Genomic DNA, 12,270 nt, shown 5'->3' with positions numbered 1-12,270 from the left:
CCCAGTGAACTACGGGTGGGGGGTATGTGCAACGCGGTACTGAACACCGTTGTCGTATGCTCTGACCTGCGGAAACGAGCCGCAGGTCAGAGCGCTGACAAGATCATCCGGAGTGGTGCGCCAGCCGCCATCCCTGCCAGGCCGACTCGACCATCTCGCGCAACCCGCGCCGCGCCCTCCAGTCCAGCTCCTCGGCGGCCAGGGCGGCCGAAGCGACCGCGCGCGGGGCGTCACCGGGACGGCGCGGCTCGACGAGCGCGGGACGTGTGTCGCCGGTGACCTCACCGATGAGCGTGACGAGCTCCCGTACCGAAACACCCTCACCGCGGCCGATGTTCACCGTCAGGTCGCCCGAGGCGCCCGCCGGGGTGAGCCGTCGGGCCGCCGCGAGATGCGCGTCCGCGAGGTCGGCGACATGGATGTAGTCGCGTACGCACGTGCCGTCCGGCGTCGGATAGTCGTCGCCGAAGATCCGTGGGGCCTCGTCGCGGGTGAGCCGGTCGAAGACCATCGGCACCACGTTGAAGACACCGGTGTCCCCCAGTTCGGGCGCGGCCGCGCCCGCCACGTTGAAGTAGCGCAGGCACACGGTCGCGATGCCGTGGGCGCGGCCCGCGGCCCGCACCAGCCACTCACCGGCGAGCTTCGTCTCGCCGTACGGACTCATCGGGGCGCAGGGAGTGCCCTCCGTGATGAGATCCACATCCGGGTTGCCGTACACGGCCGCCGACGAGGAGAAGAGGAAGCGCTGGACGCCCGCGCCGGCGACCGCGTCGAGAAGCGTGGCGAGTCCGCCCACGTTCTCCTGGTAGTAGCGCGTGGGCTGGGCCACGGACTCGCCGACCTGCTTGCGCGCGGCGAGATGGACCACACCCGTCACCGTGTGTTCAGCGAAAGTCCGCTTCAGTAGATCGCCGTCGAGCGATGAGCCCTGAATGAGAGGGATGTCCGACGGCAGTCGCGCGGGGACGCCGGCCGAGAGGTCGTCGAGCGCGATCACGCGCTCTCCCGCGTCGGCCATGGCGCGCGCCACATGCGCCCCGATATATCCAGCTCCACCTGTGATCAGCCATGTCATGGAGGTTCACCCTATGCCGGGCCGATCCGGTGCAGAGCGGACTTCCTGCGATGCCGTGAATTGCGTGGGTCTGGGGCCGCGATTTGGGGCGCGGGGCCCGGATCCATGATGATGATCGTGGCGGACGCGGCACTCAGACCGTGCTGATCGGGCCGTGAACGGCCGGTGAACGGCTGCTTCCATTCATCCGATAGCCTCTGCCGACACGCCGCCCGGCCGCCCCGGCCTGGGGCGTCCCCCATCACGCACATGCCTGGCGCAGCGGACGCGTCGGGACCCAGGGAGTGAGTTCGTCTGTCGACCGCCATCCTCACCGGTCAGCCGGTCCCCGGGTCGTCGCTCGAGGGCGATCTGCGGTCGCTCGGCTTCGACGTGCGGGTCGCCACTGACGCGGCCGACGCCGAGACGCTCCTCTCCGCCGTGCCCGCGGACCAGCGGGTCGCCGTCGTCGACACCCGCTTCGTGGGGCACGTCCACGCACTGCGGCTCGGCCTGACCGACCCCCGCTTCGACGCCGCCGCGATCCCCGGCGCCGTCACCGCCCGGCCCGCGGCCCGTCCGGCGCTGGCCCGCGCGCTGCGCACCGCCTCCGGTGAAGCCTCGAACGGTTCCGTGGTGGTCGGCATCGTCGCCGACCGCGTCGCGGAGGCGCTGGACACCGATCTGCACCGTCCCGAGCTCGGCGACCTCGTCGCCGAGGTTCCGAGGGACCCGCAAGCTCGCAACGAGGCCCGGCAGGCCGTCTCCACGGTGGACGACGAGGCGATCCGGCTGCGGACAGCCGTGAAGTCCCGCGACGGCTTCTTCACGACCTACTGCATCAGCCCGTACTCCCGCTACCTCGCCCGCTGGTGCGCCCGCCGCGGCTTCACCCCGAACCAGGTCACCACGGCCTCGCTGATCACGGCGCTGATCGCGGCGGGCAGCGCGGCGACCGGCACCCGCGCCGGCTACGTCGCCGCCGGTCTGCTCCTGCTCTTCTCCTTCGTCCTCGACTGCACGGACGGACAGCTCGCCCGCTACTCCCTGCAGTACTCGACGCTCGGCGCCTGGCTCGACGCGACCTTCGACCGCGCCAAGGAGTACGCCTACTACGCGGGCCTCGCCCTCGGAGCGGCCCGCGGCGGTGACGACGTATGGGCGCTGGCCCTCGGCGCGATGGTCCTGCAGACCTGCCGGCACGTCGTCGACTTCTCCTTCAACGAGGCGAATCACGACGCCACCGCCAACACCAGCCCCACCGCCGCCCTCTCCGACAAGCTCGACAGCGTCGGCTGGACGGTCTGGATACGCCGGATGATCGTCCTGCCCATCGGCGAACGCTGGGCGATGATCGCCGTGCTCACGGCGCTCACAACGCCCCGTATCACCTTGTACGCGCTGCTCATCGGGTGCGCCTTCGCGGCGACGTACACGACGGCGGGCCGGGTGCTGCGCTCGCTGACCCGCAAGGCACAGCGCACCGACCGCGCCGCCCAGGCGCTCGCCGACCTCACCGACTCGGGCCCGCTCGCCGAGTTCCTGACCCGCGTCACTCGCGGAGTCACGAGCCGCGGCCCCGCCCAACTCCTCGCCCTCGTCGCCGGAGCCCTCGTGGTGACGGCCGCCTGGCTTGCCCCGTACGGCAGTTGGTGGCCCGTCCTGGGCGCCGTCGGCTACGTACTCCTGTCGCCCGTCGCCCTGCAGCGGCCCCTCAAGGGAGCCCTGGACTGGCTGGTTCCGCCGCTGTTCCGCGCCGCCGAATACGGCACGGTTCTGGTGCTGGCGGCCAAAGCCGATGTGAACGGAGCCCTTCCCGCGGCTTTCGGGCTGGTGGCGGCTGTCGCCTACCATCACTACGACACGGTGTACCGCATCCGCGGCAACGCCGGCGTGCCGCCGCACTGGCTGGTGCGGGCGATCGGCGGGCACGAAGGCAGGACGCTGCTGGTCACCGTTCTGGCCGCGCTGCTCGCCGCCACAGATTTCAAGCTCGCGCTCACGGCTCTCGCCGTGGCCGTGGCACTGGTGGTGCTCGTCGAGAGCATCCGCTTCTGGGTGACCGCGCACAAACTCGGCGCACCCGCCGTACACGATGAAGGAGAACCCGCATGATCGGCCTCGTGCTGGCGGCCGGCGCCGGACGGCGTCTGCGCCCCTATACCGACACCCTGCCCAAGGCACTGGTGCCGGTGGGACCCGAAGGCAACGAGGACAGCATCACCGTGCTCGACCTCACCCTCGGCAACTTCGCCGAGATCGGCCTGACCGAGGTCGCGATCATCGTCGGTTACCGCAAGGAGGCCGTGTACGAGCGCCGCGAGGCGCTCGAGGCCAAGTACGGCGTGAAGATCACCCTGATCGACAACGACAAGGCCGAGGAGTGGAACAACGCCTACTCCCTGTGGTGCGGCCGTGACGCCATCAAGCACTCGGTGATCCTCGCCAACGGCGACACCGTGCACCCGGTCTCCGTCGAGAAGACCCTGCTCGCCGCCCGCGGCGACGGCAAGAAGATCATCCTCGCCCTCGACACGGTGAAGTCCCTCGCCGACGAGGAGATGAAGGTCGTCGTCGGCCCGGAGGGCGGCATGACGAAGATCACCAAGCTGATGGACCCGGCCGAGGCCACCGGTGAGTACATCGGCGTCACCCTCATCGAGGGCGAGGCCGCCGACGAGCTCGCCGACGCGCTGAAGACGGTCTTCGAGGCCGACCCGCAGCAGTTCTACGAGCACGGCTATCAGGAGCTCGTGAACCGTGGCTTCCGTATCGACGTCGCGCCCATCGGCGACGTCAACTGGGTCGAGATCGACAACCACGAGGACCTCGCCAAGGGACGCGTGATCGCGTGCCAGTACTGACGAGGCTCATCCCCTCGCCGGTCGTCGTCGACATCCGTCCGGGGGCACTGGACGACCTGGCGGCCGTTCTCGCCGACCAGCGCATCTCGCACTCGGGCAAGCTGGCCGTCGCGATCAGCGGCGGTTCCGGGGCGAAGCTGCGCGAGCGGCTCGCTCCCGCGATGCCGGGCGCGACCTGGTACGAGGTCGGCGGCGGCACCCTCGATGACGCGATCAAGCTCGCGGACGCCATGAAGTCCGGGCACTACGACGCCGTCGTGGGGCTCGGCGGCGGCAAGATCATCGACTGCGCGAAGTTCGCCGCGGCCCGCATCGGCCTCCCGCTGGTCGCCGTCGCCACGAACCTCTCGCACGACGGTCTGTGCTCGCCGGTCGCGACCCTCGACAACGACGCGGGCCGCGGCTCCTACGGTGTACCGAACCCGATCGCGGTCGTCATCGACCTCGACGTGATCCGCGAGGCCCCGGTCCGCTTCGTGCGCTCCGGCATCGGCGACGCCCTGTCCAACATCTCCGCCGTCGCGGACTGGGAGCTGGCCAACCGCGAGAAGGGCGAGCAGATCGACGGTCTCGCCGCCGCGATGGCCCGCCAGGCCGGCGAGGCCGTGCTGCGGCACCCGGGCGGAGTCGGCGACGACGGCTTCCTGCAGGTGCTCGCCGAGGGCCTGGTCCTCACGGGCATCTCGATGTCGGTCGCGGGAGACTCCCGCCCCGCGTCCGGCGCCTGCCACGAGATCAACCACGCCTTCGACCTGCTCTTCCCCAAGCGCGCGGCCAGCCACGGCGAGCAGTGCGGTCTGGGCGCGGCCTTCGCGATGCACCTGCGCGGGGCGCGCGAGGAGTCGGCGTACATGGCCGAGGTGCTGCACCGCCACGGGCTGCCCGTACTGCCCGAGGAGATCGGCTTCACGGTGGACGAGTTCGTCGAGGTCGTGGAGTTCGCTCCGCAGACCCGGCCCGGGCGCTACACGATCCTCGAACACCTCGACCTGACCACCGACCAGATCAAGGACGCATACGCCGACTATGCCAAGGCCATCGGTAGCTGAACTCCGCCCCGTCGTTCACCCCGAAGGGGTCAAGGACCGGCGCAGCGGTGAGCACTGGGCGGGACGCCTGTACATGCGAGAGATCTCGCTGCACATCGACCCGTACCTGGCCAACTCCAGGATCACGCCCAACCAGCTCACGTATCTGATGGTCGTCGCGGGTGTCCTGGCGGGCGCGGCACTCCTCGTGCCCGGCCTGGCCGGGGCGCTCCTCGGTGCCGTCCTCATCCAGCTGTACCTGCTGCTCGACTGCGTCGACGGCGAGATCGCACGCTGGCGCAAGCAGACGTCCATCACGGGCGTCTACCTGGACCGCGTCGGCCACTACCTGTCCGAGGCGGCCCTGCTCGTCGGCTTCGGCCTGCGCGGCGCCGACCTGTTCGACGGGTCGGAGAGCCCCGAGTGGCTGTGGGCCTTCCTCGGCACGCTCGCCGCGCTCGGCGCGATCCTGATCAAGGCCGAGACGGACCTGGTCGACGTGGCGCGGGCCCGCAGCGGTCTGCCCGCGGTCAAGGAGGAGGCGGCCACGCCCCGCTCCTCGGGTGTGGCCCTGGCCCGTAAGGCCGCGGCCGCGCTCAAGTTCCACCGTCTGGTGGGCGGCGTCGAGGCCAGCCTCTTCATCCTGTTCGTGGCGATCCTCGACATGGCGGTCGGCGACGGCCTGTTCTGGACCCGCCTCGGCATCGCGGTCCTGGCCGGCATCGCGATCCTGCAGACCCTGCTGCACCTCGTGTCCATCCTCGCGTCGAGCAGGCTGAAGTGAGCACGGGCATGAAGGTCGGCGCGGTGATCATCACCATGGGCAACCGCCCCGACGAACTCCGCGCCCTCCTCGACTCGGTCGCCAAGCAGGACGGCGACTCGGTCGAGGTGGTCGTGGTCGGCAACGGCTCGCCCGTACCGGACGTCCCCGAGGGCATCCGCACGGTCGAGCTGCCGGAGAACCTCGGCATACCCGGCGGCCGCAACGTCGGCATCGAGGCGTTCGGCCCCGGCGGCACCGACGTCGACATCCTCCTCTTCCTGGACGACGACGGCCTGCTCGCCCACCACGACACCGCCGAACTGTGCCGCCAGGCCTTCGAGGCGGACCCCGAACTCGGCATCATCAGCTTCCGCATCGCCGACCCGGAGACCGGGATCACCCAGCGACGCCACGTGCCACGCCTGCGCGCCGCCGACCCGATGCGCAGTTCCCGCGTCACCACCTTCCTCGGCGGCGCCAACGCCGTCCGTACGAAGGTGTTGGCCGAAGTCGGCGGACTGCCGGACGAGTTCTTCTACGCCCATGAGGAGACCGACCTCGCCTGGCGTGCCCTCGACGCGGGCTGGATGATCGACTACCGCTCGGACATGGTGCTGTACCACCCCACGACCGCCCCCTCGCGGCACGCGGTCTACCACCGGATGGTCGCCCGCAACCGCGTCTGGCTGGCCCGCCGCAACCTGCCCGTGCTCCTGGTCCCCGTGTACCTCGGCGTGTGGATGCTGCTGACCCTCGCCCGCCGCCCCTCGCGCCCCGCCCTGAAGGCCTGGTTCGGCGGTTTCAAAGAGGGCTGGACAAGCCCGTGCGGCCCCCGGCGCCCCATGAAGTGGCGTACGGTGTGGCGCCTGACCAGACTGGGCCGACCTCCCGTCATCTGACAAGCTCGATATCTGAGAGCATTCGGGCCGTACTCCGGTCCCTGGCCCATGCCTATGCCCATGCCCGACCAGGCTGCGCACTTAAGAAGACGAAAGTTTCCACTTGTGAGTGAGACAACGCATGACGGCGGTGTCGCGGTGAGCGCCCCTCCGTCGCCCGATGAAGGGCTCTCCGCGGCGAACCTCGCCGCCAAGTACGGGCTTGCCGTGAGCGGCGCCCGGCCCGGACTCGTCGAGTACGTCCGCCAGCTCTGGGGACGGCGTCACTTCATCCTCGCCTTCTCACAGGCGAAGCTCACCGCCCAGTACAGCCAGGCCAAACTCGGCCAACTGTGGCAGGTGGCCACGCCGCTGCTGAACGCGCTCGTGTACTTCCTGATCTTCGGCCTGATCCTGGGCGCCGACCGTGGCATGCCCCGCGAGGTCTACATCCCGTTCCTGGTGACGGGTGTCTTCGTCTTCACCTTCACGCAGAGCTCGGTGATGGCGGGCGTACGTGCGATCTCCGGGAACCTCGGCCTGGTCCGGGCGCTGCACTTCCCGCGCGCCTCGCTGCCCATCTCGTTCTCACTGCAGCAGCTCCAGCAGCTGCTGTTCTCGATGATCGTGCTGTTCGTCGTGGCGGTCGGATTCGGGAGCTATCCGAAGCTGTCCTGGGTGTTGATCGTCCCGGTCCTGGCCCTGCAGTTCCTCTTCAACACCGGCCTCGCGATGATCATGGCTCGGATGGGTTCCAAGACCCCTGACCTCGCGCAGCTCATGCCGTTCGTGATGCGTACGTGGATGTACGGGTCCGGCGTGATGTTCTCCATCCCGGTGATGCTCGAGGGCAGGCCCGAGTGGATCGCCGACGTCCTCCAGTGGAACCCGGCCGCCATCTACATGGACCTGATGCGCTTCGCGCTGATCGACGGCTACGGCTCCGAGAACCTGCCCCCGCACGTCTGGGCGGTCGCCGGTGCCTGGGCACTCCTCGTCGCCGTCGGCGGTTTCGTGTACTTCTGGAAGGCTGAGGAGCGCTACGGCCGTGGCTGAGCAGAACACCGGGAACCTGATCCCGACCGTCATCGCGGACGAGCTGCACATCGTCTACCGCGTCAACGGCGCCAAGACCGGCAAGGGCAGCGCCACCGCCGCCCTCAGCCGCATACTGAAGCGCGGCGGCGAGGAGCGCGGCGTGCGCAAGGTGCACGCCGTCAGGGGCGTCTCCTTCACCGCCTACCGGGGCGAGGCCATCGGACTGATCGGCTCCAACGGCTCCGGCAAGTCCACCCTGCTGCGCGCCATCGCGGGCCTGCTCCCCGCCGAGAAGGGCCACGTCTACACCGACGGCCAGCCCTCGCTCCTCGGCGTCAACGCGGCTCTGATGAACGACCTCACGGGCGAGCGGAACGTCATTCTCGGCGGACTGGCGATGGGTATGTCCCGCGAGGAGATCCGGGAGCGCTACGAGGACATCGTCGATTTCTCGGGCATCAACGAGAAGGGCGACTTCATCACCCTCCCGATGCGCACCTACTCCTCCGGCATGGCCGCCCGGCTCCGCTTCTCGATCGCGGCCGCCAAGGACCACGACGTCCTGATGATCGACGAGGCTCTGGCGACCGGCGACCGCTCCTTCCAGAAGCGCTCCGAGGCCCGCATCCGCGAGCTGCGCAAGGACGCGGGCACGGTGTTTCTCGTCAGTCACAACAACAAGTCGATCCGCGACACCTGCGACCGCGTCCTGTGGCTGGAGCGCGGTGAGCTGCGCATGGACGGCCCGACCGGCGAGGTCCTCAAGGAGTACGAGAAGTTCACGGGCAAGTAGCCCGACATTCGCCCGGGGCCCCGTCGGAACGGTTCGGCGGGGCCCTGCGTCTGCAAAGGAAACGCCAACTCCGGGCGTGCTTAGGAATCTTGAAGCCAATCGGTGTGTTGTTGTGATGTGCAGGACACCCCGACGAGGCGCGCCGCGTTGTACAACGTAAGCTGTACCGGTGCTGATTCGCGGCAAGTGGGGCGATAATGCGCGACACCCGGCATAGGGTCTGCCGCGCGGACGGCTGGGCGGCGTGTCCGAAATAGTCACTATTGGGTCGGCAGTGTAGAACGGGAGGTGTGACGGCAATGGCTACGGAAACTCTCCAGCTGCGCTGTGCGTGTGCCGTCCTCGTACCGGGCAGCGAGCGGTGACGCCAGCCGGGACGGCGCGCGCCGGTGACCCGGAGCGCAGCACCCTCGACAAGGCCGCGGGCGAGAACTTCCCCGTGGCGCCGTTCTTCCTGCCCAAGGCCTGGCGTGCCGACCTGATGGCCGTGTACGGCTTCGCGCGCCTGGTCGACGACATCGGTGACGGCGACCTGGCCCCCGGCGGCGCCGACGCCCGCCTTCTGGGCGTGTCCCCCGAAGAGGCCGAGGACCGGCTGCTCCTCCTCGACGCCTTCGAGACCGACCTCCGCAAGGTCTTCGACTCGACCCCGCGCCACCCGCTCCTGCGCCGCCTCCAGCCGACGGTCCGCCGCACCGGCCTCACCCCCGAGCCCTTCCTCGGCCTGATCGCGGCGAACCGCCAGGACCAGCTCGTCAAGCGGTACGAGACCTACGACGACCTGCTCGCCTACTGCGAGCTGTCCGCCAACCCGGTCGGCCGCCTGGTCCTCTCGGTCACCGGCACCTCGACCCCGGAGCGCGTCCGCCGCTCCGACGCGGTCTGCACGGCACTGCAGATCGTCGAACACCTCCAGGACGTCGCCGAGGATCTCGGCCGCGACCGCATCTACCTGCCCGCCGAGGACATGAAGCGCTTTCATGTCCAAGAGGCGGATCTCGCCACGACCACGGCAGGCGCGTCGGCGCGCGTACTGGTTGCATACGAAGCAGAACGCGCCCGGAACCTTCTGAATGAAGGCACCCCACTCGTGGGTAGCGTCCACGGCAGGCTGAAGCTGCTGCTCGCGGGGTTCGTGGCAGGAGGAAGGGCGGCAATCCATGCGATCGCCGCCGCCGAATACGACGTACTTCCAGGCCCGCCCAAGCCCGGCAAGATCCAGTTGCTGCGCGAGGTGGGAGTGACTCTGCGAGGAGAGGGGTGATCCGGACCGTGGAGTCGGAACAACGCACGTCCGCACCGGTACTCGCCGCTTACAGCTACTGCGAGGCGATCACCGGGCAGCAGGCCCGCAACTTCGCGTACGGCATCAGACTGCTGCCGACGCCCAAGCGCCGCGCCATGTCGGCGCTGTACGCGTTCTCGCGACGCGTCGACGACATCGGCGACGGCGCGCTCAAGCCCGACGTCAAGGTCGCGCGGCTCGAGGACACCCGGGCGTTGCTCGCCCGGATCCGCGACCGCTCCGTGGAGGAGGACGACACCGACCCGGTCGCGGTCGCGCTCAGCCACACGGCGGACCACTTCCCGGTCCCGCTCGACGGCCTCGACGAGCTCATCGACGGTGTCCTGATGGATGTCCGCGGCGAGAGCTACGAGACCTGGGACGACCTGAAGGTCTACTGCCGGTGTGTGGCAGGGGCCATCGGACGGCTCTCGCTCGGCGTGTTCGGTACGGAACCCGGGGCGCGCGGAGTCGAGCGAGCGCCGGAGTATGCCGACACGCTCGGGCTCGCACTGCAACTCACCAATATCCTCAGGGACGTTCGTGAGGACGCCGAGGGCGGGCGGACCTATCTGCCCGCCGACGACCTCGCGAAGTTCGGCTGCTCGGCGGGGTTCAGCGGGCCGAAGCCGCCCGAGGGCTCCGACTTCGCGGGCCTCGTGCACTTCGAAGTGCGACGGGCCCGCGCGCTTTTCGCGGAGGGCTACGGACTGCTGCCGATGCTGGACCGACGCAGCGGCGCCTGCGTCGCCGCGATGGCCGGCATCTACCGCCGTCTCCTCGACCGCATCGAGCGCGAGCCGGAGGCCGTGCTGCGCGGCCGCGTCTCGCTGCCCGGGCACGAGAAGGCGTACGTCGCCGTGCGGGGCCTGTCCGGTCTCGACGCCCGGCACGTTGCCCGCCGAACCATCAGGAGGCGCGCTTGATGGACACTCTGGGCCAAGATGACGGGGGCGCCGGGAAACGGCGCGCAACCCTCCGGTCGGAGACGGCGTCCCTGACTTCAACGGCCGGCCGTGTACCGCTCGATCAGCACGGCGAGGCCGCGGGGGAGGACGCACGATGAACGACAGCACACAGGCCGAGGGGCTCGACGCGGACAGTCCCGGCCGCCCCGAAGAGAAAGGCGCGAAGCGCTTCCTCGAAGGGGTGGTGGCGGGCGACGGGCGGGAGGCCGTCGTAGTCGGTGGAGGGCTCGCCGGGATCACCGCCGCGCTCGCGCTCGCCGACGCCGGGGTGCGCGTCACGCTCCTCGAAGGCCGGCCGCGGCTGGGCGGGCTCGCCTTCTCGTTCCAGCGCGGCGGGCTCACCGTGGACAACGGGCAGCATGTGTATCTGCGCTGCTGTACGGCGTACCGCTGGTTCCTCGACCGTGTCGACGGAGCCGAACTCGCACCTTTGCAGGATCGTCTCGACGTGCCCGTGCTCGACGCCGAGGGCAAACCCGGGCGGCGGCTCGGCAGAATCGGGCGCACGGCGCTGCCCGTGCCGCTGCATCTGGCGCGCAGCCTCGCCACGTATCCGCATCTGTCGCTCACCGAGCGGGCCAAGGTGGGACGTGCCGCACTGGCACTCAAGGGACTCGACCTCGCCGATCCGGCGCTCGACGCGCAGAACTTCGGCAGCTGGCTGGCCGCGCACGGTCAGTCCGAGCGTGCCGTCGAGGCACTGTGGGACCTCGTGGGGGTCGCCACCCTCAACGCGGTGGCCAAAGACTCCTCGCTCGGGCTCGCCGCGATGGTGTTCAAGACCGGTCTGCTGTCCGACCCGGGCGCGGCCGACATCGGCTGGGCGCGTGTCCCGCTGGGCGAACTGCACGACACTCTGGCTCGCAAGGCGCTCGACTCCGCGGGCGTCCGTACCGAACTCCGAACACGCGTCACCTCCATCCTCCCTAACGAGAACGGACGTTGGACCGTTCAGGTTCCCGGCGAGACGCTCGACGCCGACGCGGTCGTACTCGCCGTACCGCAACGCGAGGCACACGGTCTGCTGCCCGCCGGCGCGCTGGACGCCCCCGAGCGGTTGCTGGAGATCGGCACGGCGCCGATCCTCAACATCCATGTCGTGTACGACCGGAAGGTCCTCAGCCGGCCGTTCTTCGCGGCGCTGGGCTCTCCGGTGCAGTGGGTCTTCGACCGGACCGAGGCGTCCGGGCTCGCGGAGGGCCAGTACCTCGCGTTGTCCCAGTCGGCCGCGCAGGACGAGATCGACGAACCCGTGTCGTCGCTGCGCGAGCGGTATCTGCCGGAGCTGGAGCGGCTGCTGCCCGGCACGCGTGGCGCCGAGGTCAGGGATTTCTTCGTCACCCGGGAGCGTACGGCGACGTTCGCTCCGACCCCCGGCGTCGGACGGCTGCGGCCCGGCGCCCGCACCAAGGCACCCGGCCTCTACCTGGCCGGAGCGTGGACCGCCACAGGGTGGCCCGCGACCATGGAGAGTGCGGTCCGCAGCGGCGTGAGCGCGGCGGATGCCGCGCTGAGCGCACTGGGCCGGCCCCGCGATCACCTCTTCGAGCTCTTCGAGGAGGCGGCGTGACGCTCGATCTGAGCGCGGAAGGC

12 protein-coding genes are annotated in these 12,270 nt (G+C 69.9%); 11 read left to right on the top strand and 1 reads right to left on the bottom strand.

Annotation, left to right across the window (positions count from 1 at the left end; genetic code table 11):
• Nucleotides 1–103: 103 nt before the first annotated feature.
• Nucleotides 104–1,078, bottom strand: coding sequence for a UDP-glucose 4-epimerase GalE (gene galE, locus ACTWQR_RS22925; protein WP_443228999.1), 975 nt, complete (start codon nt 1,076–1,078; stop codon nt 104–106).
• 294 nt (nt 1,079–1,372) lie between these two features.
• On the opposite strand from galE, the gene ACTWQR_RS22920 reads away from it, so the two are divergent.
• The 11 genes from ACTWQR_RS22920 to hpnE all read left to right on the top strand — a co-directional run bounded on the left by ACTWQR_RS22920 (nt 1,373) and on the right by hpnE (nt 12,247).
• The gene (locus tag ACTWQR_RS22920) at nt 1,373–3,172 is read left to right on the top strand and encodes a DUF5941 domain-containing protein (protein WP_443229030.1); all 1,800 of its coding nucleotides are present in this window, start codon (nt 1,373–1,375) and stop codon (nt 3,170–3,172) included.
• A complete protein-coding gene (locus ACTWQR_RS22915; protein WP_443228998.1) occupies nt 3,169–3,921 on the top strand; it encodes a phosphocholine cytidylyltransferase family protein in 753 nt (250 codons plus the stop codon). The genes ACTWQR_RS22920 and ACTWQR_RS22915 overlap by 4 nt, the downstream gene beginning before the upstream one ends.
• Nucleotides 3,909–4,970, top strand: a complete 1,062-nt coding sequence (locus ACTWQR_RS22910; RefSeq protein WP_443228997.1) for an iron-containing alcohol dehydrogenase family protein — start codon at nt 3,909–3,911, stop codon at nt 4,968–4,970. Before ACTWQR_RS22915 ends, ACTWQR_RS22910 begins: the two co-directional genes overlap by 13 nt.
• Nucleotides 4,948–5,733: a CDP-alcohol phosphatidyltransferase family protein gene (locus ACTWQR_RS22905; protein ID WP_443228996.1), complete on the top strand. Its 786-nt coding sequence runs from the start codon at nt 4,948–4,950 to the stop codon at nt 5,731–5,733. The genes ACTWQR_RS22910 and ACTWQR_RS22905 overlap by 23 nt, the downstream gene beginning before the upstream one ends.
• 8 nt (nt 5,734–5,741) lie before the next feature.
• The gene (locus ACTWQR_RS22900) at nt 5,742–6,614 is read left to right on the top strand and encodes a glycosyltransferase family 2 protein (RefSeq protein WP_443229029.1); all 873 of its coding nucleotides are present in this window, start codon (nt 5,742–5,744) and stop codon (nt 6,612–6,614) included.
• Between the two features lie 105 nt (nt 6,615–6,719).
• The gene (locus ACTWQR_RS22895; RefSeq protein ID WP_443228995.1) at nt 6,720–7,649 is read left to right on the top strand and encodes an ABC transporter permease; all 930 of its coding nucleotides are present in this window, start codon (nt 6,720–6,722) and stop codon (nt 7,647–7,649) included.
• Entirely contained in the window at nt 7,642–8,424 is a 783-nt protein-coding gene (locus ACTWQR_RS22890) for an ABC transporter ATP-binding protein (RefSeq protein ID WP_443228994.1), read from the top strand. Before ACTWQR_RS22895 ends, ACTWQR_RS22890 begins: the two co-directional genes overlap by 8 nt.
• Nucleotides 8,425–8,785: 361 nt before the next feature.
• On the top strand, nt 8,786–9,688 hold the full coding sequence (gene hpnC / locus ACTWQR_RS22885) for a squalene synthase HpnC (protein WP_443228993.1): 903 nt from the start codon (nt 8,786–8,788) through the stop codon (nt 9,686–9,688).
• Complete coding sequence (gene hpnD, locus ACTWQR_RS22880; RefSeq protein WP_443228992.1) at nt 9,685–10,635, top strand: presqualene diphosphate synthase HpnD; 951 nt, start codon at nt 9,685–9,687, stop codon at nt 10,633–10,635. The genes hpnC and hpnD overlap by 4 nt, the downstream gene beginning before the upstream one ends.
• Complete coding sequence (locus ACTWQR_RS22875) at nt 10,635–10,775, top strand: DUF6380 family protein (protein WP_443228991.1); 141 nt, start codon at nt 10,635–10,637, stop codon at nt 10,773–10,775. The genes hpnD and ACTWQR_RS22875 overlap by 1 nt, the downstream gene beginning before the upstream one ends.
• Nucleotides 10,772–12,247, top strand: coding sequence for a hydroxysqualene dehydroxylase HpnE (hpnE, locus tag ACTWQR_RS22870; protein WP_443228990.1), 1,476 nt, complete (start codon nt 10,772–10,774; stop codon nt 12,245–12,247). The genes ACTWQR_RS22875 and hpnE overlap by 4 nt, the downstream gene beginning before the upstream one ends.
• The last annotated feature ends 23 nt before the right edge of the window (nt 12,248–12,270 follow it).

Origin of the sequence: Streptomyces sp. 2A115 (assembly GCF_052245575.1) — a bacterium.
Classification (GTDB): domain Bacteria; phylum Actinomycetota; class Actinomycetes; order Streptomycetales; family Streptomycetaceae; genus Streptomyces.
The sequence above is the reverse complement of the archived record's forward strand: the minus strand, read 5'-3'. Positions and strand labels throughout refer to the sequence as shown.

Bases quoted from the DNA above. Each gene is read 5' to 3' on its own strand.
- galE (WP_443228999.1), bottom strand. From the start codon at position 1,078: ATGACATGGCTGATCACAGGTGGAGCTGGATATATCGGGGCGCATGTG.
- ACTWQR_RS22915 (WP_443228998.1), top strand. From the start codon at position 3,169: ATGATCGGCCTCGTGCTGGCGGCCGGCGCCGGACGGCGTCTGCGCCCC.
- ACTWQR_RS22905 (WP_443228996.1), top strand. From the start codon at position 4,948: ATGCCAAGGCCATCGGTAGCTGAACTCCGCCCCGTCGTTCACCCCGAA.
- ACTWQR_RS22900 (WP_443229029.1), top strand. From the start codon at position 5,742: ATGAAGGTCGGCGCGGTGATCATCACCATGGGCAACCGCCCCGACGAA.
- ACTWQR_RS22875 (WP_443228991.1), top strand. From the start codon at position 10,635: ATGGACACTCTGGGCCAAGATGACGGGGGCGCCGGGAAACGGCGCGCA.
- hpnE (WP_443228990.1), top strand. From the start codon at position 10,772: ATGAACGACAGCACACAGGCCGAGGGGCTCGACGCGGACAGTCCCGGC.